Raw genomic sequence first — 17,943 nt, 5'->3', positions numbered from 1 at the left:
GCCCCTCCCGGCGTCGTCTCGCCCTGGTCTCGGGTCGCCGTCGACGCGGCGCTGCCACCCGCCCCTCCCGGCGTCGTCCCGCCTTTGCCTCAGGTTGACGGTGAGGTTCTCCTCGTCGTCGTGCTGCCGCCGTGCCGGACGTGGCCGGCGCTCGTAGGCTCGTGACGTGCTGCTCGATGCGCGCGCGCTGCGCGGGCTCCAGGACGGGACGGTGACGCTCGCGTTCCGGCGCTGGTCGACGCCGCGCGTGCGCGTCGGGACGCGGCAGCGGACGCAGGTCGGCGTCGTCGAGGTGACGTCCGTGGAGCGGGTGACTGACGGACCGGACGGGTCGCCGCTCGTGTCCGACGACGACGCTCGCCTCGCCGGCATGGCGTCGCCTGCCGCGGTGCTCGCGCGGGGTGCCGCGCGCGAGGGGGACCTGTACCGGGTCGGGATCCGGCTCGCAGGGCCGGACCCGCGGGTCGCGCTGCGCGAGGACGCCGAGCTGGACGCGGACGTCGTCGCGCAGCTCCGCGCGAGCCTGGCACGCAAGGACCGCGCGGCGGACGAGCCGTGGACGCGGCAGTACCTCGAGCTGGTCGCGGCGAACGAGGGCGTCGTCGCCCGCGAGCTCGCCGCGGGACTCGGGATGGCGCGCGACGACTTCAAGGTGCGCGTGCGCCGGCTCAAGGAGCTCGGGCTCACCGAGAGTCTCGACGTCGGCTACCGGATCTCCCCGCGCGGTCGCGCCTACCTCGACGCGACGGCGACCGATGCCTGACGCATGCAGAGTTGTCAGCGCACCACGGACCCCCGGACCCGTGACAGGCTGACAACGTCCGGGCGTCGAGAGCTGTCAGCGGTGGGCAGACCCCGAGGCCTCTGGCGTGCTGACAGGCATCGCAGGGTCGCCGATCGCGGGCAGTCCGTCGATGCTCTCGGCGTTGCGCTCGTGCCAATAGGTGTCGAAGTAGTCCGGGGTGCGGCGCAGGTGCGACCGGTCGAGGACGTCGCGGTCCTCGACGAACGTCATGTGGGGCACGGACCACCCGCACGAGTCGGACACGCGCTCCACGTCGACGACGACGATGCCGCGCTGCCCGATCTCGCGGTCCTTGGCGAACTCGGGGCGCAGGGTGTCGAACTCGGCGCTCCCCTGCTCGACGTAGCGGCCACGGCCGTGCAGCCGGACGATGTTCGGCGGGCCGTCGAACGCGCAGAACATGAGCACGATCCGGCCGTTCTCCCGCAGGTGCGCGGCGGTCTCCGCGCCCGAGCCCGTGTAGTCGAGGTAGGCGACGCGGAGCGGGTCGAGCAGGGCGAACGTGCCCGCCATCCCCTTGGGCGAGACGTTGACGTGCCCGTCGCCGTCGAGCGGCGCCGTGCCGACGAAGAACACGGGTTGAGCGAGGACGAAGGAAGCCAGCCGGTCGGTGATCTCTGCGTGCACGGTCGCCATGGGCCCGAGTCTGGCACCGACGTCGGTCGTCCGGAGTAGCGTCCGGGGGATGGGCGCCACGACACCTCCGGAACACGACCCCAAGGCGACGCTCCTGCGTTACCTGACCCGCGAGCGCGAGGCGCTGCTCGCCAAGGCGGAAGGGCTGAGCGAGTACGACGTCCGCCGTCCGCTCACGCGCACGGGCGCCAACGTCCTCGGCCTGGTGAAGCATGTGGGCAGCGTGCAGCTCGGCTATCTGCACGAGGCGTTCGGCGGCAGCCACGACCTGGAGCTCCCGTGGTTCGCCGACGGCGCGGCGGTGAACGCCGACATGTGGGCGACGGCGGACGAGAGCCGCGAGGAGATCCTGGAGCTCTTCCGACGGTCGTCGGAGCTGTGCGACGCGACCGTCGCGTCGCTCGACCTGGACGCCCGCGGGACGGTGCCGTGGTGGCGCCCGGCGAACCGCGACGTCACGCTGCACCAGGTGCTCGTCCACGTGCTCGCGGAGGTGTCGCACCACGCCGGCCACGCGGACATCGTGCGCGAGCTGATCGACGGCGCGGCGGGGGACGGCCGGGGCAACCTGCCCAGGCTGAGCGACGACGAGTGGGTCGCCTACCGCGGCCAGGTCGAGGCCTCGGCGGTCGAGGCGGCCCGGCGCGCGGGCGAACACGCCTGACCGCCAGATCGACCCGCACGTCGCGACGTCGACCTCCCGAAGGCCGATCTCGAGCGCTCGGGTCGATCTCGGTGCCTGGGCGTCGAGATCTCAGTCGCGATCGAGGAGGACCGCGACCTCGTAGTGCGAGGTCTGGGGGAACATGTCGAGCACGCGCGCCTCGCGCGGCCGGAGCGACGGCATGAGTGCGAGGTCGCGGGCGAGCGACGTCGCGTTGCAGCTCGAGTACACGACGTGCCGCACGCCGGACTCCTCGAGCCACGTGCTGAGCGTCTCGCCGATGCCGCGACGCGGAGGGTTCACGACCACGAGGTCCGGCACGTCGGGCGTCGCGAGCGCGAACGCCGTCGCGTCGTCGGCGAGGAACGTCGTGCGGTCGAGACCGGCGTCGCGCGCGGTGAGGCGCGCGCTCGCCACGGCCTCGGCGCTCGTCTCGACGCCGACGACGTCCCGGCCCGGCCCCGCGACGTGCAGCGCGAACCCGCCCACCCCGCAGTAGAGGTCCCAGACGGTCGACGGTGCCGCGGCCTCGACCCAGTCCTGCCCCTGCCGGTACAGCGCGGCCGCGACGTCGGTGTTGGTCTGGAAGAAGCTCTGGGGGCGCAGGTGCAGGTCGATCCCGTTGACCGGCATCCGCAGCGTCTCGGTGTCCGTGAGGAGGATCTCGGTGTCGCCCTCGACGACGGCCTTGTGCTCGGGATGGAGGTTCGCGGAGACGACGCGCAGGCTCGGGAGGTCGTCGAGGAGGGTCGGCAGGTGCTTGCGGATCCGGAGCAGCGACTCCGTGGACCGCAGGACGAAGCGGGCCATGAGGTCGCCGGCGGGGGAGAGCGTCACGAGCACGTACTTCAGCTCGCCCCGCCGGGCGTGGACGTCGTAGGGGACGAGGCGCGCGCGCGTGACGAAGGCGGCGAACGCCGGGAACGACGCCTGCAGCGCGGGCGGGTAGAGCGGGCAGTCCGTGAGGTCGACGCCGCCACCCTCGGCGAGGATCCCGAGTACGGGGGCCTCGGTCGTGCCGGTGACCACCATCTTCGCCTTGTTGCGGAAGCCGGACTCCGCGGACTCGACCGGGGCCAGCCACGTCAGGCCGGGAGCCAGCGGGGCGAGCAGGTCGGCGCAGTGCTCCTGCTTGCCGGCGAGCTGCGTCGGGTACGGCAGCTCGAGGAGGGTGCACGACCGGCACCGGCCGGCGTCGTAGTGGTGGCACTGCACTCGTTCGAGTCTACGGGCGCTCGCGGAACCCGCCGCGAGGTGGCCCTCGGCACGTCGTGGGAACGCTCCCTAGCCAGAGGGCACGAGTTCCGCTACGGTCGTGGTAGCGCTCCCACACCTCCTGCGGGGGCGCTGTCGTCGGAACGGTCCGGCGGCCACAGGTTTCGACGGAGCAACCGACAGGAGCGAGCTCGGCATGAATCAGGCCAAGGGCAGGGCGAGAAGGGCGTGGGCCGCGCTGTGCGCAGCGGTCCTCGCAACGACCGGGACGGTGGTCGGCGCCGCTGCGCCCGCCAGCGCGGTCCCGGCGACGATCCCGCTCACGATCACGAACGACTCCGGGCGTGGACCGGTCTACGTCTACATCCTCGGCGAGGACCTGCAGACCGGGCGCATGGGATGGGCCGACGCGGGCGGCTCGTTCCACCCCTGGCCCTCGGCCGGACCGGTCCCCACGCCGGCACCCGACGCGTCCATCACAGGGCCGGCGAACGGTCAGTCGACGACCATCCGGCTGCCGAAACTCTCCGGACGCGTCTACTTCTCCTACGGGAGCAAGCTGACCTTCCAGATCGTCAACGACGGACGCCTCGTCCAGCCGGCGGTGCAGAACCCGAGCGACCCCAACCGCAACACGATGTTCAGCTGGACGGAGTACACGCTCAACGACGGCGGCCTGTGGATCAACAGCACCCAGGTCGACTTCTTCTCCGCGCCGTACCAGGTCGGCCTGAAGCGCGCGGACGGGTCGGTCATCAGCACGGGGATGCTCAAGCCGAACGGCTTCGGTGCGTTCTTCGACGCGCTCGCGAGCCGGCCCGGCGGCTGGGGCAACCTCGTCCAGCGCGCCCCGGACGGCAGCATTCTGCGCGCCCTCAACCCCAGCCACGGGCTCGGCACCGGGATGATCTCCGCCACCGTGATGTCCGACTACGTCGATCGCGTGTGGGAGCACTACCGCACGCGCGACCTCACGGTGACGCCGTTCACGCACGAACCCGGGACGCGGTTCACCGGTCGCGTCGTGGGTGACCGGATGCGCTTCACCAACACCTCGGGTCAGGAGGTCGCGTCGTTCGCCAAGCCGTCGTCGGACTCGATCTTCGGCTGCCACCAGGACCTGCACGCGCCCAACGACCACGTCGTCGGGCCGATCGCCCGCACGCTGTGCGCGGGCTTCAACCGCACGACGCTCCTCACCAACCCGAACCAGCCCGACGCGGACGCGAGCGGCTTCTACCAGGACCAGGTCACCAACTATTACGCGCGCGAGGTCCACGCGCAGATGGCGAACGGCAAGGCGTACGCGTTCGCGTTCGACGACGTCGGTGCGCACGAGTCGCTCGTCCACGACGGCAGTCCGACCGCCGCGTACATCTCGCTCGACCCGTTCTCGGGTGCGGCGACTCCGATCGGCGACGACGGCGGGACCGAGGAGCCGGGCGAGCCGGGTGAGCCGGGCACGGGTCTGCCGACCGGCACCGGGCCGGTCCGGATCGACGACGCACTCTGCCTCGATGTCCCCTGGGCCGACCCCACGGACACCAACCAGGTCCAGCTCGCGGGCTGCAGCGGGAACGCCGCGCAGCAGTGGACGCGCGGTGCGGACGGGACGGTCCGGGCGCTCGGCAAGTGCCTCGACGTCGCACGCAGCGGGACCTCGGACGGCACGGTCGTCTGGCTCTACACGTGCAACGGCACCGGCGCCCAGCAGTGGGCCTACGACGCCGGCACCAAGGCGCTGCGCAACCCGCAGTCGGGCAAGTGCCTGGACGCGCAGGGCGGCGCACCCCTGCACGACGGCCAGAAGGTCCAGCTCTGGACGTGCAACCAGACCGACGCCCAGCGCTGGTCCTTCTGACGCCGCTCGGCCCCTGACCTGGCGCACACGCTCCGGTGCCCGACGACGCTCGCTCGCGGACGTCGTCGGGCACCTCAGGCTGCGGCGAGCTCGATCCGGACGAGGACGGGCGGGTACGCCCGCCACGCGTCGACGACGCGCGCGTGCCGCGCGTACTTCGCGGCGAGGCGCTCGACGGCGTGGCGCACGTCGTCCGTGCCGTCACCCGGCGCGCGGTGCCGGGCAGCTCACGTCGCCCGGTGCGCACGGCGACGTCCGGAGCGACGAGCGCGTTGCGCAGCCAGTCGCTGTCGTCACCGCGGCGTACCGGCACGTCGCGGCCGACGCGAGCGCGTCCACGACCGTCAGCCCGACCGGGCCGGGTTCGTGGCCTTGCCGTCGAGCCACAGAGTGTCCGACTCGTCGCGGTGCGTGCCCGACGTACCCACGTGCTTCGACGCGATCTGGGGTCCCTTCGTGAGGACGTGGACCATCGCCATGCCGTGCCCACGACCGAGCCCGTAGTCGCCCTTGAGCCACTCGAGGATCGGGCCGGCCTTCGTCGACTCGTCGAACCCGCGCTCGTGCGCGAGGTCCACGAGCGCGCGAGGCGTGAGACCGGTCTTCTCCTCGACCGCGTCGAGGTAGGCCTGGAAAGACATCTGCAGCTCCTCCGCTCCGTGCCGGGCGTCCGACCCGACGATCGGAATCTATCGACCCGCACCGACACGAGAACTCATCGCGCGCACCTCAGCGGCGACGCGGCCGACCGTCCCGGGCTCCCGAGCGCAGGACGTCCGTCACGGTGTTCTCCACGAGGACCGGCACGAAGTCGCGCACGTGCGCCGTCTGGTACCGGCCGAGCTCGGCGAGCACCTGGGCGCGCACGTCGTCGACCGGCACGTCGGGGAACCGCGCGCTGATCCGCTCGACCACGACGTCGATCTCGCGGTCCTCGTCCTCCATAGCCATGCCACGACAGTCAGGTGGAAACTGCAGGCTGCGCAACCAACGGGAGGTGAACGACGGGCGACGGGCCGACCGGGCCTCCCGCGTGCCGTCGCGCTCTCCGGCCCCCCTCGGCGGCCCCGCAGTCCGGCGAGCAACGGCTAGCCTGGCGCAGACGGCTGTCCGGCCGGGAGCGGAGGCGGGATGGTCGAGCTCACGACGCACGACGTGTGGGGCGTCCTCGAGAAGCAGAACTTCATGGTGCTCGGCATGGTGTCCGCGCGTGGTGATGCGCGCACCGCGGGCGTCATGCTGCACGTCCACGGGCGGCACCTCTGGTCGACGACGAACGACCACGAGTGGAAGGCCAAGCACCTGGCGGCCCACTCTCAGGTGTCCGTCACGGTGCCGATCCCGAAGCGCGTGCCGCTCGTGCCGTGGGTGAAGGTGCCCGCCGCGACGATCACGTTCTCCGCCGTCGCGACCCTCCTGCCCGCCGCGCAGGTCCCCGGGCCCGTGCGCGACGTGCTGCTGCGTGGGCTCGACGTCGCGGAGGACGGCGCACGCGGTGCGCTCGTCGGGATCCGGGTCGAGCCGCGCGGGGACTTCGTGACGTACGGCGTGGGGGTGTCGCTCCTGGCGATGCGCGACACCGAGGCGGCGCGAGGACGCGCGCCCGTCGCCTGATCGCGGCCGGGTGCCGAGCCCGGGCGATCAGGCCAGCGGCCAGTGGATCTCGATGCTCGTCTCGATGCTCGCGTCCGGGGTGCCGGCGGGCCCCAGCGCACGGTAGTGCTCGCGGACGGGCGCCGTGTCGTGCGGTCGCCGGTTGCGCCCGACCCATGCACCGAGGAGGCGGTAGGTGTCGCCGATCGTGTCGAAGCCGCCCGTGTGGGAGAGGACGGCGACCTCGCCCGCGGGCAGGTCCGTGAAGCGGACCTCGTGGGCGCTCGCGGGCAGCAGGAACTCCGTCTCGACGGGGACGAACGCGGTCACGACCTCGTGGTCGTCGTTCTCGATCGCCGGCCCGTACAGCGCCCCGGGCACGGCGTCCGCCGGCACGTGCCGGCCGGCGACCTCGTGCAGGACGTCGACCGTGTGCTCGAGCCAGGCCCACATGTCGTCGAACGCCACGTCCGCGGTGCTCGCGACGACGAGGCGCGCGTCGACGCGCTGGACGTGAACCGGCGTCGTAGCGGACGACACGCCCGACTGCAGCGCGGAGACGATCTCCTGCGTCTCCTGCAGCCGGAGCTCCATGGTCGTCCGATGTCGCACGAGCACCTCCGCGGTGAGCTCCGGGTCCCGGCGGCTCAGCACCTCGTGCACCTGCGCGAGCGGCAGGTCGAGGGCACGGAGCCGGACGATCACCAGAGCATCGGCGAGCTGGTCCACGGTGTAGGAGCGATACCCCGTCGCCGGATCGACGACCGCCGGGACCAGGAGTCCGCTGTCGTGATAGGTGCGCAGCGTCCGAGCCGAGATCGAGCTGGCACGGGAGAACGTGCCGATCGACATGCGGTCGGGGAGGCTGCCGTCGAGGTCGGTCACCGGCCGATCCTCTCAGCCGGCGACGACGCAGAACTCGTTGCCCTCGACGTCCGACATCGTGGTCCACCGACCGCCGTCGTCGTAGGTGGCCTCGACCCGGGCCCCGAGCCGTTCCAGGCGCGCCACCTCGGCGTCGAGGTCGTCCGCGACGAGGTCCAGGTGCACGCGGTTCTTCGACGACTTCGGCTCCGGGACCCGGGCGAAGGACACGATCCAGCGGTCCGCGGAGAGCTGGGCCGCCTCCGTCGTCGCGTCGGGGTCTGCCTCCGTGCCCAGGGCCGCGGCCCAGAAGGCCGCGACGAGCCGGGCGTCGGTGCAGTCGAACGTGATGGTGCCGGGGAGCAGGGACATGACGGTCTCCTTCGTGGTGCCGTGAACCGCCGGGACGGCGGTCGCTCACAGCGTCCGGCTTCCCCCTGCTGGAAGGTCAAGCAAGGTCGCCGGGGACCGGAGGAGCTGGCCGTGGTCGCGGAGACGTGGCGGCCGCATCGTTCCGTCGGGCGCTGGCACCTCGCGCGGGTCTCTCGACGCCTGACGCGCCGCCGAGCCGCCGCCTGGTCGGTGGGCCCCGTGGGATTCGAACCCACAACCTACGGATTAAAAGTCCGCAGCTCTGCCAGTTGAGCTAGAGGCCCGGGCGCCGCGCAAGGGCGCCGTCCGGAGCCCAGGGTACCCGCGGAGGCACGACACCGGGCCGCGCGGGCGCGGACCCTACGCGCGTCGTCGGGACCTGTCATGCGGGGTCTTGCTCCGTGAGAAATTCGGTGAGAACCGGGCGTTTCGCTTGCATGCTGCGCTCGTTCTTGTTTCGGTGGAGAAGACCGAGGAGCCCGCGGGAGGGTGCACCGACGGCAGGTCACGCCGGCCAGGCGTGGGCCGCACGGACGTGTCCCGCGAGGTTCCACCCGGCGACGAGAGGAGCTCTCGTGCTCACCCTGACCGACAACGCCCGTACCGCCGTCCACGACCTGCAGACCCAGGCTGGGGTCCCCGACGGAGGTGGTCTGCGGATCGCCGAGTCGACGGACCAGGCGGGCAGCTTCGAGCTCGCGCTCGTGCCCGCCCCGCAGCCCGACGACACCGTCGTCGAGGACGGTGAGGCGAAGGTCTTCGTGGAGTCCTCCACGGTGCAGACCCTCGCGAACCTCACGCTCGACACCGACCCGAACGCCCAGGGTCCGTCGTTCGTCCTGACTCCTCAGGGCTGACCGGCACCACAGCCTGACCCGGCGCCCCACGCCGGCACGATCTCGGCGACGCGTCCCCCTCCTCCAGGCGCGTCATCGATCCCTCGACGGGCCGTCCGCATCTCGCGGGCGGCCCGTCGTCGTGCCCGACGGCGGTGCCCCGTCGGCCTCGGCCCCACCTGCGCGCGTGCATCAGAGCCGGCTCTGCCGGCCTCCCTCCGGTCGTGGTTGTCCCGATCGAACCCGGCGTGATGCCCGGGAGCAAAGGGGAGAACGATGAAGTCTCGGATCACGACCACGACCCTCCTCGCGACGTTCGGCCTCGGCGCGCTCCTCTCCGCCTGCGGGCCCGTCGACGCGCTGCACGGCGGCGCCGACCCGCCGGCCGCCCGATCAGCCCATGACGACCCGCCGGTGCCCGTGGAGCAGCGTCTCGTGCTCGTACCGGGCGACGAGGTGGACCTCGACGGCGAACGGGTGGCACCCACGGCCGGGGCGCTGGGGCCTGAGCCGATGCTCGTCGGGACGGAGATCTCGTGGGACGGCGACCGGCTCGTCTTTCCGACAGGCGCCCAGCTCGTCGAGGCGAGCGACGACCCGGCGGCGTGCGTCGACCGGCTGGCGGCGTTCGCCGTGGTCGGCACGCAGGGGAGCGATGACGCCGCCGGGCGGTCGCTGCACGGGTCTCTCGTGCAGGACGGTGCCCGGGCCTGCGTGCGCACCGACGAGGGCTTGGTGGTGCACGTCGAGATGGACGGCGCCGACTCGCGGGACGAGGTCGTGGTGCGCGTCCGGATCGCGCCCTGACGCGATGCCTCCTCAGGCGGCGGGGCCCACGATCCACGACCCGCCGAGCACCGCGGCGCCCAGCGTCACGACGAGGAACACCCCGACCCAGAACAGTCCGGGCAGGTGCGTGAGCCGCGCGAGGATGTCGGCGTCGGAGCTCGACGCCCGGCCGCGCGAGCGCTCGGTCTGGAGCTCGAGCACGGGCCGGACGGCGCCGAGCAGCAGGAACCACGTCACCGCGTACGCGACGGCGCTCTGGACCTCGGGCGACGCCCACCACGAGACCGCGACGAGCGCGGCGCCGGTGACGAGGACCGACCACAGCCCGAACCAGTTCCGGATCTGCAGCAGCATGAGGGCGAGCAGCACCACCAGGAGCCACAGCAGCCCGACGGCGTAGCCCTGGCGCAGCAGCGCCGCGGCACCGAGCCCGATGAGTCCCGGGCCGACGTACCCCATGAACGCGGTGAGCACCATGCCGAACCCGCGCGGGCGGCCGGACGACACGGTGAGCCCCGACGTGTCGGAGTGCAGCCGGATGCCGGACAGGCGGCGCCCCGTGAGCAGCGCGGCGAGCGCGTGGGACGCCTCGTGCGCGATCGTCACGACGTGCCGCGCCACGCGCCACACCGGTGTCACGAGCACGACGGCGAGCGCGAGCGCGCCCATCGCGACCACGACGGCGGTGTCGGGCGGCGCGACCGGCGTCGTCGCGGCCCGCCACACCTGCCCGACGACGTCCCCCACCGTGGACGCGACGTCGCCGCCGGTGGTCGCCCCGCCGTCGTACCGGAGCACGCGGGCGGCGGCGAGGGAGGACGTGAGCGGGTGCACGCGCGACATTCCACCACAGGTGGCTCGAGCCCGGCAGCGGCCGAGGAGACGCACCTCACCCCGACGCACGGCGTCGGGCATGAGACACTGGAGATTCGAGGGCAGCGCGATCTTGCGCGCCCCGCGTCGTGGAGATCCCCCCGGATTACGTGCGGCGGACCCCGACCTTGAGCCCCGAGAGGCCCATCACCTGTGACTTCCTTTGCCGATTTCGGCCTGCCCACCCCTGTCGTGCGCGAGCTCTCGCGCCAGGGCATCGACTCCCCGTTCCCCATCCAGACCGCCACGCTGCCCGACTCGCTCAAGGGCCGTGACGTCCTCGGCCGTGGCCGCACCGGTTCCGGCAAGACGCTCGCGTTCTCGCTGCCGACGGTCGCCCGCCTGGCGTCGGCGAAGTCGTCGCGTCACCCGCGCCGGCCCCGCGCCCTCGTGCTGTGCCCGACGCGCGAGCTCGCCAACCAGATCAACGCCGCCATGGAGCCCGTCGCGAAGACCATGGGCCTGACGACGACCACGATCTTCGGTGGCGTCGCGCAGTCGCGCCAGGTCGCCGCGCTCGACAAGGGCGTGGACATCGTCATCGCGTGCCCCGGCCGGCTCGAGGACCTCCTCAACCAGCGCCTGCTCACGCTCGACGGCATCGAGATCACCGTGCTCGACGAGGCCGACCACATGGCCGACCTCGGGTTCCTGCCCGGTGTGAAGCGCATCATGGACAAGACTCCGAAGCAGGGGCAGCGCATGCTGTTCTCCGCGACGCTCGACAACGGCGTGGACCAGCTCGTCAAGCGCTACCTCAACAACCCGGTGCGCCACTCGGTGGACGACGCCGCGGCCGCGCCCCCGCAGATGACGCACCACATCCTCGCGGTGCGCGACGCGGACGCGAAGAAGCAGGTCGTGCAGGAGCTCGCCTCCGGCACCGGCCGCCGCGTGCTGTTCATGCGCACGAAGCACCAGGCGAAGAAGCTCGCGAAGCAGCTCACCGCCAACGGCGTCCCGGCCGTCGACCTGCACGGCAACCTCGGTCAGGGGGCGCGCGAGCGCAACCTCGAGGCGTTCTCGTCGGGCGCGGTCAAGGTGCTCGTCGCGACGGACATCGCCGCGCGCGGCATCCACGTCGACGACGTCGAGCTCGTCGTGCACGTCGACCCGCCGGCCGAGCACAAGGCGTACCTGCACCGCTCGGGCCGCACGGCCCGCGCCGGGTCGGAGGGCGTCGTCGTGACGGTCATGCTGCCCGAGCAGCGCGGCGACGTGCGCGACCTGACCCGCAAGGCGAAGATCACCGCGCAGCCGACGCCCGTCGCGCCCGGCGACGCGACCGTCACCGGTCTGGTGGGCGAGGTCGCGGCGTACGTGCGGCCGAGCGACATCACGCCGCCGCAGACGCAGGCGCGGCGCGGCACGCCGTCGACCAACGGCGGGTCGCGCGCCTCGCGCCGCGGCGGCGGCGGTGGCCGCACGGCGGCACAGGCCGCCGGTCAGGGCACGACGGCGCAGCGCGGCCAGGGCGGTCAGCGCCCGGCGCAGCGCGGGTCCGGCAACGGATCGCCCACGGGCGCCGGGCAGGGCGGCTCGGGACGTCGTCGCGGGAGCAGCGGCCGCGCGCAGCGCCCCGCCGGCGGCACGGTCTACTCGACCTCCACCTCCCGCTGACACCCACCCCCGCCTCGCTGAGTGCATGAAATAGTCGCGGTCGAACCGATTCGGCCGCGACTATTTCATGCACTCAGCGTCGCGGTGTGCCGGGAACACGGGGGCTGGTGGGGTGGTTGGGATGGTCGGAGGTGGACCATGACCAGCCAGACCCACGACAACCAGCCCTACGAGGTCGTCAAGTCCGACGACGAGTGGCGCGCCGAGCTGTCCCCGCAGGAGTACGCCGTGCTCCGGCAGGCCGGGACGGAGCGCGCCTGGACGGGCGAGCTGCTCGACGAGAAGCGCACCGGTGTGTACGCGTGTCGCGCGTGCGGCAACGAGCTGTTCCGCTCGGACACGAAGTTCGACTCCCGCTGCGGGTGGCCGAGCTTCTTCAGCCCGCTCGCGGGTGACCGCGTCGAGCTCATCACCGACCGCAGCCTCGGCATGGTGCGCACCGAGGTGCGCTGCGCCCGCTGCGGCTCCCACCTGGGGCACGTGTTCGACGACGCGCCCCAGACCCCGACGGGCGACCGCTTCTGCATGAACTCGGTCAGCCTGACGTTCGAGTCCGGCGAGTAGCCACGACGAGGTCGATCCCGCACGCGATCGCGACCCCGACCGCGTAGCAGACCAGGTCCCGCACCGCGAACGTGCTGCCCAGCAGCCACGCCGCGGGCGGGGCCGCGTCGTTCACCGCCGAGGCCAGGCCCGTGGCCTGGAGCAGCTCGACCGCCCAGCACCACGCGAGCGCGACGGCGCCCGCGACGAGCGGGCGCACGCGGTCGAGCACGAGCACCACGAGCACGTAGGTCGCGACCGCGTAGAGGAGGTCGCCGCCGACGTCGCCCCACGGGTCCGGCACCTGCGTCGCCACCACGAGCCCGGCGAGCACGACCACCCCCAGGACGATCGCGACCCGAAGGCGCCGCCTGGGCGCCCGAGCGGCCACCGGGTCGCCGACGGGCTGTGGCGAGCGGGCGCCGTCGGGCACGCTCACGCCTCGCGCGAGCGGCAGGTCACCGGTTCGCGCTCCAGCGCACGACGTCCTCGGAGTAGCGGTGCAGGAGCGTGGCGAGCGTCGCGACGTCGTCGCGGTCCCACCCGTCGAGCGCCTCCGTGATGGAGGTGACGCGGCCGCGGTGCGCGGCGTGCAGGCGGGACGCGCCGTCCGGCGTCAGGGTGATGAGCTGCCCGCGCGAGTCGTCCGGGTCGACCTCGCGTGCGACCAGCCCGAGCGCATGCATCCGGCTGAGCTGACGCGAGATCGTCGCGCGCCCGACCCCGAAGTGGGCGGCGAGGTCTGAACCGCGCACACCGGGGCGGTCCGCGATGTGCGCGAGGAGCGGGTAGGCGCTCGCCTCGAGACCGGGGTGGATGCGGCGGGCCATCGCCGTCGCCGCGGCGCCGGCCCGGCGCAGCAGGATCCGCAGCTCGCGTTCGAGGTCGACGTACGCGGCGTCGGGCTCGGTGGCTGCGTCGTCTGGTCCGGGGCGGACGGGCGCGTTCTCGGGTGGCACAGGGTCATCATGACGCGAACGGGAGTCCGCGGTCACGTCGTTCCGGGAAACGTCACCCGCGGATTGCTCGGCCAGATCGCTGAGTGCATGAAATATGCGGCCTCGAACCGATTCGAGACCGCATATTTCATGCACTCAGCGGTTGAGGAGGGCGTTCAGCGCGACGGGCGACCAGACTCCTGGCCGTCGACGACTCCCGCGGGCTCGTACGCCCCGACGAGCGTGGACTCGGCCTGCTCGACGAGCGTCACGCGCCCCGGGGTCGTGTCGACCGGCGTGTCCTCCGGGTCGCCGCCGAGCGCGGCCTCCTTCTCGAGACGTTCCTGCAGGCCGGTCTTGGTCCCGAGCGGCACCTCCTTGAGGAAGGACACCGCGACCAGCGCGACCAGCGCGAGCGGCACGGCCACGAGGAAGATGTCGGCGATGCCGTCGCCGTAGGACTTCTCCACGACGTCCCGGATCGGCGCGGGCAGGGTGGAGACCTCCGGCACGGCATTGCTGCCGCCCATCGAGTCCGCGGGGATCCCGAGCTTCACGAGGCCGTCCTGGATGGACGACGTGACCTTGGTCGCGAGCACCGCGCCGAGGACCGACACGCCGATCGCGCCGCCGAGGCTCCGGAAGAACGCGACGGTGGAGGTGCCGGCGCCCATCTCCTTGACGTCGAGGGTGTTCTGGACGGCGAGCACGAGGTTCTGCATGAGCATGCCCATGCTGGCGCCGAGGAAGAACAGGTAGACGCTGATGAGCGTGAAGCTCGTGTGGTAGTCGATGGTCGACAGCGCGAGGAGCGACCCGACGAGGACGGCGGCGCCCGCGACCATGAAGGCCTTGTAGCGGCCGTAGCGCGTGATGAGCTGGCCGAACAGCGTCGAGGCGACGAACGTCCCGACGATCATCGGGATGGTGAGCAGGCCCGACTCGGTCGGGGTCTTGCCGCGCGCGACCTGCATGTACTGGCTGAGGAACACCGCGGTGCCGAACATCGCGACGCCGACCGCGACGGACGCGACGACCGCGAGGACGAACGTGCGGTTCTTGAACAGGTGCAGCGGGATGATCGGCTCGGGCGTGACCCGCTCGACCAGCACGGCGCCGACGAGCGCGAGCACCGCGCCGCCCACCATGGCGAACGTCTGCCACGAGAGCCACTCGAAGTTCTGCCCGGCGAAGGTCACCCAGAGCAGGAGCGCGGAGACCCCGAGACTGACGAGCAGCGCGCCCCAGTAGTCGATCCGCACGACACGGCGAGCGGCCTTGGGCAGGTGCAGCGTGCGCTGGAGCACGACGATCGCGGCGATCGCGAACGGCACGCCGACGAAGAAGTTCAGGCGCCAGCTCGCGACGTCGGTGAGGACGCCACCGAGCAGAGGGCCGCCGATCTGGCTCACGGCCATGACCCCTCCCATGAGCCCCATGTACTTCCCGCGCTCGCGCGGGGAGATGATGTCGGTCATGAGCACCGTCGCCAGGGCCGTCAGGCCGCCGGCCCCGATGCCCTGGAAGGCGCGGAAGGTGATGAGGGTGCCGACGTTCTGCGACAGGCCGGCGAGAGCCGACGAGACGACGGCGACGACGAGCGCTATCTGGATGAGGACCTTGCGGTCGGTGAGGTCGGCGAGCTTGCCCCAGATCGGGGTCGAGATCGTCATCGCGAGGAGCGTCGCGGTGACGACCCACGTGTAGGAGGCCTGGGAGCCGTCGAGGTCGCTGACGATCTTGGGCAGCGAGCTCGACACGATCGAGCTCGCGAGGATCGCGACGAACATGCCGAGGAGGATGCCGGAGAGGGATTCCGTCACCTGGCGGCGGGTCATCGGGCCGTCAGCCGTGGTGCCGCCGGGTGGTGCGGTGAGTTCTGCGGTCGCGCTGGTCATGGGGTGCTGTCTTCCTTGGTCGCGGGGGGTCAGGGTGGCGGCGTCCGGTGTCGGTGCCTGGTCGCCGGCATCGTCGGTGCGGGTCGTCGGGCGCGGGTGCTTCCCGACGGCGTAGGGCCGCCGGGCGTGCGGGTCACCCGGTCGTGCGGGGGCCCTCGTGACCGGCGACGACGGCGGCCACCACGCGCTCGATCTGGCGGGTCGCGGCGACGATCTCGTCGTCGGTCCACTCGGCGAAGACCGCATCACCGAGGGCGTCGATGTGCTCGTCGGCGCGGTCGACGAGCGCGTGGCCCGCGTCGGTCAGCTCGATCGTGCGGGCGCGCCGGTCGTCGTCGTCGACCGTGCGACGGGCGAGGCCTTCGTCGACGAGGTGGCTGACCTGGCGGCTCGCCACGGAGAGGTCGACGCGGAGCTTGGCGGCCACGTCGCCGAGCTGGACGGACCCGCAGCGATGCAGCATGCGGAGCACGCCGAACGACGCGCGGGGGATGTCGAGGTCGCGCGCGATCCGGACGGCGGACTCGCGCTGGGCGCGGGCGAGCTCGTCGAGCGCACGGACGAGCCCCGCGGCCGGGGACGGGTCGGAGGTGAGGTCGAGCGGCGGGCGCTGGGCGCCGTCGGGCACGACGGTGGCGGTGAGGGGCACGAGAACTCCTTGGTTGCTGCAGGCAAGCATACTCCTCGAAGTTGCTTGCAGCAACCATTGCGTGGAGCAAGGAATTCCCGACGCGTGCGATGGGTCAGCGCCGGTTCCGGTGCGCGGCTCAGGGCGGCTCAGTGCGCGGCGGTACGGCTCTCGTTGCCCATGTCCTCGAGCTCGACCCCCTTGGTCTCGGGCACCTTCGTGAACACGAACACGAAGGACAGCGCCGCGAAGATCGCATACATGAGGTACGGGATCGTCGCTCCGAAGGCGTCGAGCATGGGTGGGAAGGAAAGGGTGATCGCGAAGTTGGCGAGCCACTGCGCCATCGCGGCGACACCGAGCGCGGCGGCCCGGATGCGGTTGGGGAACATCTCGCCCAGCAGCACCCACACGAGCGGCCCCCACGACGCCCCGAAGAACACGACGAACGCGTTCGCCGCGACGAGCGCGACCGTCCCCCACGGGTCCGGCAGCGTGATGTTGTCGCCGCTGCCGCTCGCCTGCGTGAACGCCAGCGCCATGAGGCCGAGCGAGAGCGTCATGCCCGCCGACCCGATGAGCAGGATCGGGCGCCGCCCGACCTTGTCCACGAGCGCGATGGCGATGAAGGTCACCGCGACGTTCGTCACGGACGTGATCGTCGAGACGAGGAACGACTGGCTCTCGTCGAACCCGACGGCCTGCCACAGCGTCGTCGAGTAGTAGAAGATCACGTTGATCCCGACGAACTGCTGGAACACCGACAGCAGGATGCCGACCCAGACGATCGGCTTGAGACCGAACGACGAGCCCTTGAGCGAGCCCTCCTGGGCGTTCTTCTCGTCGACCGCGATCGAGCGGTGGATCTGGGAGATGCGGTCGTCGACGTCCTCGTCGGGGCCGAGGACGGACTCGAGCACGGCTCTCGCCTCCTCGTCGCGACCCTTGGCGACGAGGTACCGGGGCGACTCGGGGATGCGCAGCGCGAGGATCCCGTACACCGCCGCGGGGACCACGCACACGAGGAACATCCAGCGCCACGCCTCCCAGCCGAGCCACAGCTCGTTGGAGGCGCCGCCGGCGGCCTCCGCGAGGAGCTGGTCGGACAGGAGGGCGGCGAAGATGCCGACCGTGATCGCGAGCTGCTGCAACGAGCCCATGCGCCCGCGCAGACGCGCGGGCGCGATCTCCGCGATGTAGGCCGGCGCGATGACCGACGCGATGCCGATGCCGACGCCGGCCATGAAGCGCCAGAGCGCGAGGTCGAGCGCCGACCAGGCGATCGCGGACAGGATGGAGGACGCGAAGAAGAGGATCGCGCCGATCACCATGACGCGCGTGCGCCCCCAGCGGTCCGCGAGGCGCCCGCCGGACCAGGCACCGAGCGCGCAGCCGAGGAGGGCGATCGCGACCACGAGGCCGGTCACCGCGGCATCGAGCTCGAACTGGCCCTCGATCGCCGCGACGGCTCCGTTGATCACGGAGCTGTCGAAGCCGAAGAGGAAGCCGCCGACCGCGGCCGCGATGGCCAGACCGACCGCCTTGCGGTGCGCGCTCCTGGCCGTCAGGGTGCTGTGGCCTGCTGCGTCGCTGCTCGTCATCGCGGTCCTCCGGTCGCTCCGGTCGTCGGCTGGGATCTCTCGTCACTGTAGGTCTGGGTGCCGCTACCGGCGCGGCGAACGTCTCGTCGGCGCCCTCCTGCGTCGTCGAGGGGACCGCCGGGAGCCGCCGGGAGCGTGCGCCGGCTGCGGGCGCGGGGGGAGACTGTGCAGGTGCCAGACGACGACACCTCGCTCCCGCCGGACGGC

The 17,943-nt window shown here is 72.2% G+C and carries 20 protein-coding genes and 1 tRNA gene; 8 read left to right on the top strand and 13 right to left on the bottom strand.

The window, feature by feature from the left end; translation table 11 throughout:
* The first annotated feature begins 166 nt into the window (after positions 1–166).
* Entirely contained in the window at positions 167–763 is a 597-nt protein-coding gene (locus AC4H2H_RS17415; protein WP_494372081.1) for an ASCH domain-containing protein, read from the top strand.
* 75 nt (positions 764–838) lie between these two features.
* Here the strand turns inward: AC4H2H_RS17415 and AC4H2H_RS17410 are convergent, their stop codons facing one another.
* The gene (locus AC4H2H_RS17410) at positions 839–1,441 is read right to left on the bottom strand and encodes a pyridoxamine 5'-phosphate oxidase family protein (protein ID WP_494372080.1); all 603 of its coding nucleotides are present in this window, start codon (positions 1,439–1,441) and stop codon (positions 839–841) included.
* Positions 1,442–1,490: 49 nt separating this feature from the next.
* Between AC4H2H_RS17410 and AC4H2H_RS17405 the strand changes: the two genes are divergently transcribed.
* Positions 1,491–2,105: a DinB family protein gene (locus tag AC4H2H_RS17405; RefSeq protein WP_494372079.1), complete on the top strand. Its 615-nt coding sequence runs from the start codon at positions 1,491–1,493 to the stop codon at positions 2,103–2,105.
* A gap of 90 nt (positions 2,106–2,195) precedes the next feature.
* Here AC4H2H_RS17405 and rlmC read toward each other — a convergent pair whose 3' ends face one another.
* Positions 2,196–3,320: a 23S rRNA (uracil(747)-C(5))-methyltransferase RlmC gene (rlmC, locus tag AC4H2H_RS17400; protein ID WP_494372078.1), complete on the bottom strand. Its 1,125-nt coding sequence runs from the start codon at positions 3,318–3,320 to the stop codon at positions 2,196–2,198.
* Between the two features lie 196 nt (positions 3,321–3,516).
* On the opposite strand from rlmC, the gene AC4H2H_RS17395 reads away from it, so the two are divergent.
* Positions 3,517–5,181 carry a glycoside hydrolase family 64 protein gene (locus AC4H2H_RS17395; RefSeq protein ID WP_494372077.1) on the top strand — a complete coding sequence of 555 codons (1,665 nt, stop codon included), beginning with the start codon at positions 3,517–3,519 and terminating at the stop codon, positions 5,179–5,181.
* Positions 5,182–5,525: 344 nt separating this feature from the next.
* On the opposite strand, the gene AC4H2H_RS17390 is transcribed toward AC4H2H_RS17395, so the two are convergent.
* Both AC4H2H_RS17390 and AC4H2H_RS17385 read right to left on the bottom strand, forming a co-directional pair.
* Positions 5,526–5,822: a DUF4287 domain-containing protein gene (locus tag AC4H2H_RS17390; RefSeq protein ID WP_494372076.1), complete on the bottom strand. Its 297-nt coding sequence runs from the start codon at positions 5,820–5,822 to the stop codon at positions 5,526–5,528.
* 88 nt (positions 5,823–5,910) lie between these two features.
* Complete coding sequence (locus tag AC4H2H_RS17385) at positions 5,911–6,132, bottom strand: three-helix bundle dimerization domain-containing protein (RefSeq protein ID WP_494372075.1); 222 nt, start codon at positions 6,130–6,132, stop codon at positions 5,911–5,913.
* 180 nt (positions 6,133–6,312) lie between these two features.
* Here AC4H2H_RS17385 and AC4H2H_RS17380 point away from each other — a divergent pair, with 180 nt between their 5' ends.
* Positions 6,313–6,795, top strand: a complete 483-nt coding sequence (locus tag AC4H2H_RS17380; RefSeq protein WP_494372074.1) for a pyridoxamine 5'-phosphate oxidase family protein — start codon at positions 6,313–6,315, stop codon at positions 6,793–6,795.
* Positions 6,796–6,822: 27 nt separating this feature from the next.
* Here AC4H2H_RS17380 and AC4H2H_RS17375 read toward each other — a convergent pair whose 3' ends face one another.
* From AC4H2H_RS17375 to AC4H2H_RS17365, 3 genes are all read right to left on the bottom strand, one after another.
* Entirely contained in the window at positions 6,823–7,659 is an 837-nt protein-coding gene (locus AC4H2H_RS17375) for a MerR family transcriptional regulator (protein WP_494372073.1), read from the bottom strand.
* A gap of 12 nt (positions 7,660–7,671) precedes the next feature.
* Entirely contained in the window at positions 7,672–8,010 is a 339-nt protein-coding gene (locus AC4H2H_RS17370; RefSeq protein ID WP_494372072.1) for a VOC family protein, read from the bottom strand.
* Positions 8,011–8,221: 211 nt separating this feature from the next.
* Positions 8,222–8,294: transfer RNA gene (locus AC4H2H_RS17365), tRNA-Lys, on the bottom strand.
* 291 nt (positions 8,295–8,585) lie between these two features.
* On the opposite strand from AC4H2H_RS17365, the gene AC4H2H_RS17360 reads away from it, so the two are divergent.
* The gene (locus AC4H2H_RS17360; protein ID WP_483775566.1) at positions 8,586–8,867 is read left to right on the top strand and encodes a HesB/IscA family protein; all 282 of its coding nucleotides are present in this window, start codon (positions 8,586–8,588) and stop codon (positions 8,865–8,867) included.
* 255 nt (positions 8,868–9,122) lie between these two features.
* On the top strand, positions 9,123–9,653 hold the full coding sequence (locus AC4H2H_RS17355; protein WP_494372071.1) for a hypothetical protein: 531 nt from the start codon (positions 9,123–9,125) through the stop codon (positions 9,651–9,653).
* A gap of 12 nt (positions 9,654–9,665) precedes the next feature.
* On the opposite strand, the gene AC4H2H_RS17350 is transcribed toward AC4H2H_RS17355, so the two are convergent.
* Positions 9,666–10,382, bottom strand: coding sequence for a M50 family metallopeptidase (locus AC4H2H_RS17350; protein WP_494372084.1), 717 nt, complete (start codon positions 10,380–10,382; stop codon positions 9,666–9,668).
* Between the two features lie 279 nt (positions 10,383–10,661).
* On the opposite strand from AC4H2H_RS17350, the gene AC4H2H_RS17345 reads away from it, so the two are divergent.
* Together AC4H2H_RS17345 and msrB are read left to right on the top strand one after the other, a co-directional pair.
* Positions 10,662–12,128: a DEAD/DEAH box helicase gene (locus AC4H2H_RS17345; protein ID WP_494372070.1), complete on the top strand. Its 1,467-nt coding sequence runs from the start codon at positions 10,662–10,664 to the stop codon at positions 12,126–12,128.
* A 138-nt stretch (positions 12,129–12,266) separates the two neighbouring features.
* Positions 12,267–12,692: a peptide-methionine (R)-S-oxide reductase MsrB gene (msrB, locus tag AC4H2H_RS17340; RefSeq protein ID WP_494372069.1), complete on the top strand. Its 426-nt coding sequence runs from the start codon at positions 12,267–12,269 to the stop codon at positions 12,690–12,692.
* Here the strand turns inward: msrB and AC4H2H_RS17335 are convergent.
* The 5 genes from AC4H2H_RS17335 to AC4H2H_RS17315 all read right to left on the bottom strand — a co-directional run bounded on the left by AC4H2H_RS17335 (position 12,664) and on the right by AC4H2H_RS17315 (position 17,736).
* On the bottom strand, positions 12,664–13,104 hold the full coding sequence (locus tag AC4H2H_RS17335; RefSeq protein WP_494372068.1) for a ribosomal maturation YjgA family protein: 441 nt from the start codon (positions 13,102–13,104) through the stop codon (positions 12,664–12,666). The genes msrB and AC4H2H_RS17335 overlap by 29 nt on opposite strands.
* 25 nt (positions 13,105–13,129) lie before the next feature.
* Positions 13,130–13,630, bottom strand: a complete 501-nt coding sequence (locus AC4H2H_RS17330) for a MarR family winged helix-turn-helix transcriptional regulator (protein ID WP_494372067.1) — start codon at positions 13,628–13,630, stop codon at positions 13,130–13,132.
* 155 nt (positions 13,631–13,785) lie between these two features.
* A complete protein-coding gene (locus tag AC4H2H_RS17325) occupies positions 13,786–15,507 on the bottom strand; it encodes an MDR family MFS transporter (protein ID WP_494372066.1) in 1,722 nt (573 codons plus the stop codon).
* 133 nt (positions 15,508–15,640) lie between these two features.
* Positions 15,641–16,156 carry a MarR family winged helix-turn-helix transcriptional regulator gene (locus AC4H2H_RS17320; protein WP_494372065.1) on the bottom strand — a complete coding sequence of 172 codons (516 nt, stop codon included), beginning with the start codon at positions 16,154–16,156 and terminating at the stop codon, positions 15,641–15,643.
* Positions 16,157–16,284: 128 nt separating this feature from the next.
* Entirely contained in the window at positions 16,285–17,736 is a 1,452-nt protein-coding gene (locus AC4H2H_RS17315; protein WP_494372064.1) for a sugar porter family MFS transporter, read from the bottom strand.
* Between the last annotated feature and the right edge of the window lie 207 nt (positions 17,737–17,943).

This window comes from Cellulosimicrobium sp. BMG9.22, from assembly GCF_059159975.1.
The sequence above is the reverse complement of the archived record's forward strand: the minus strand, read 5'-3'. Positions and strand labels throughout refer to the sequence as shown.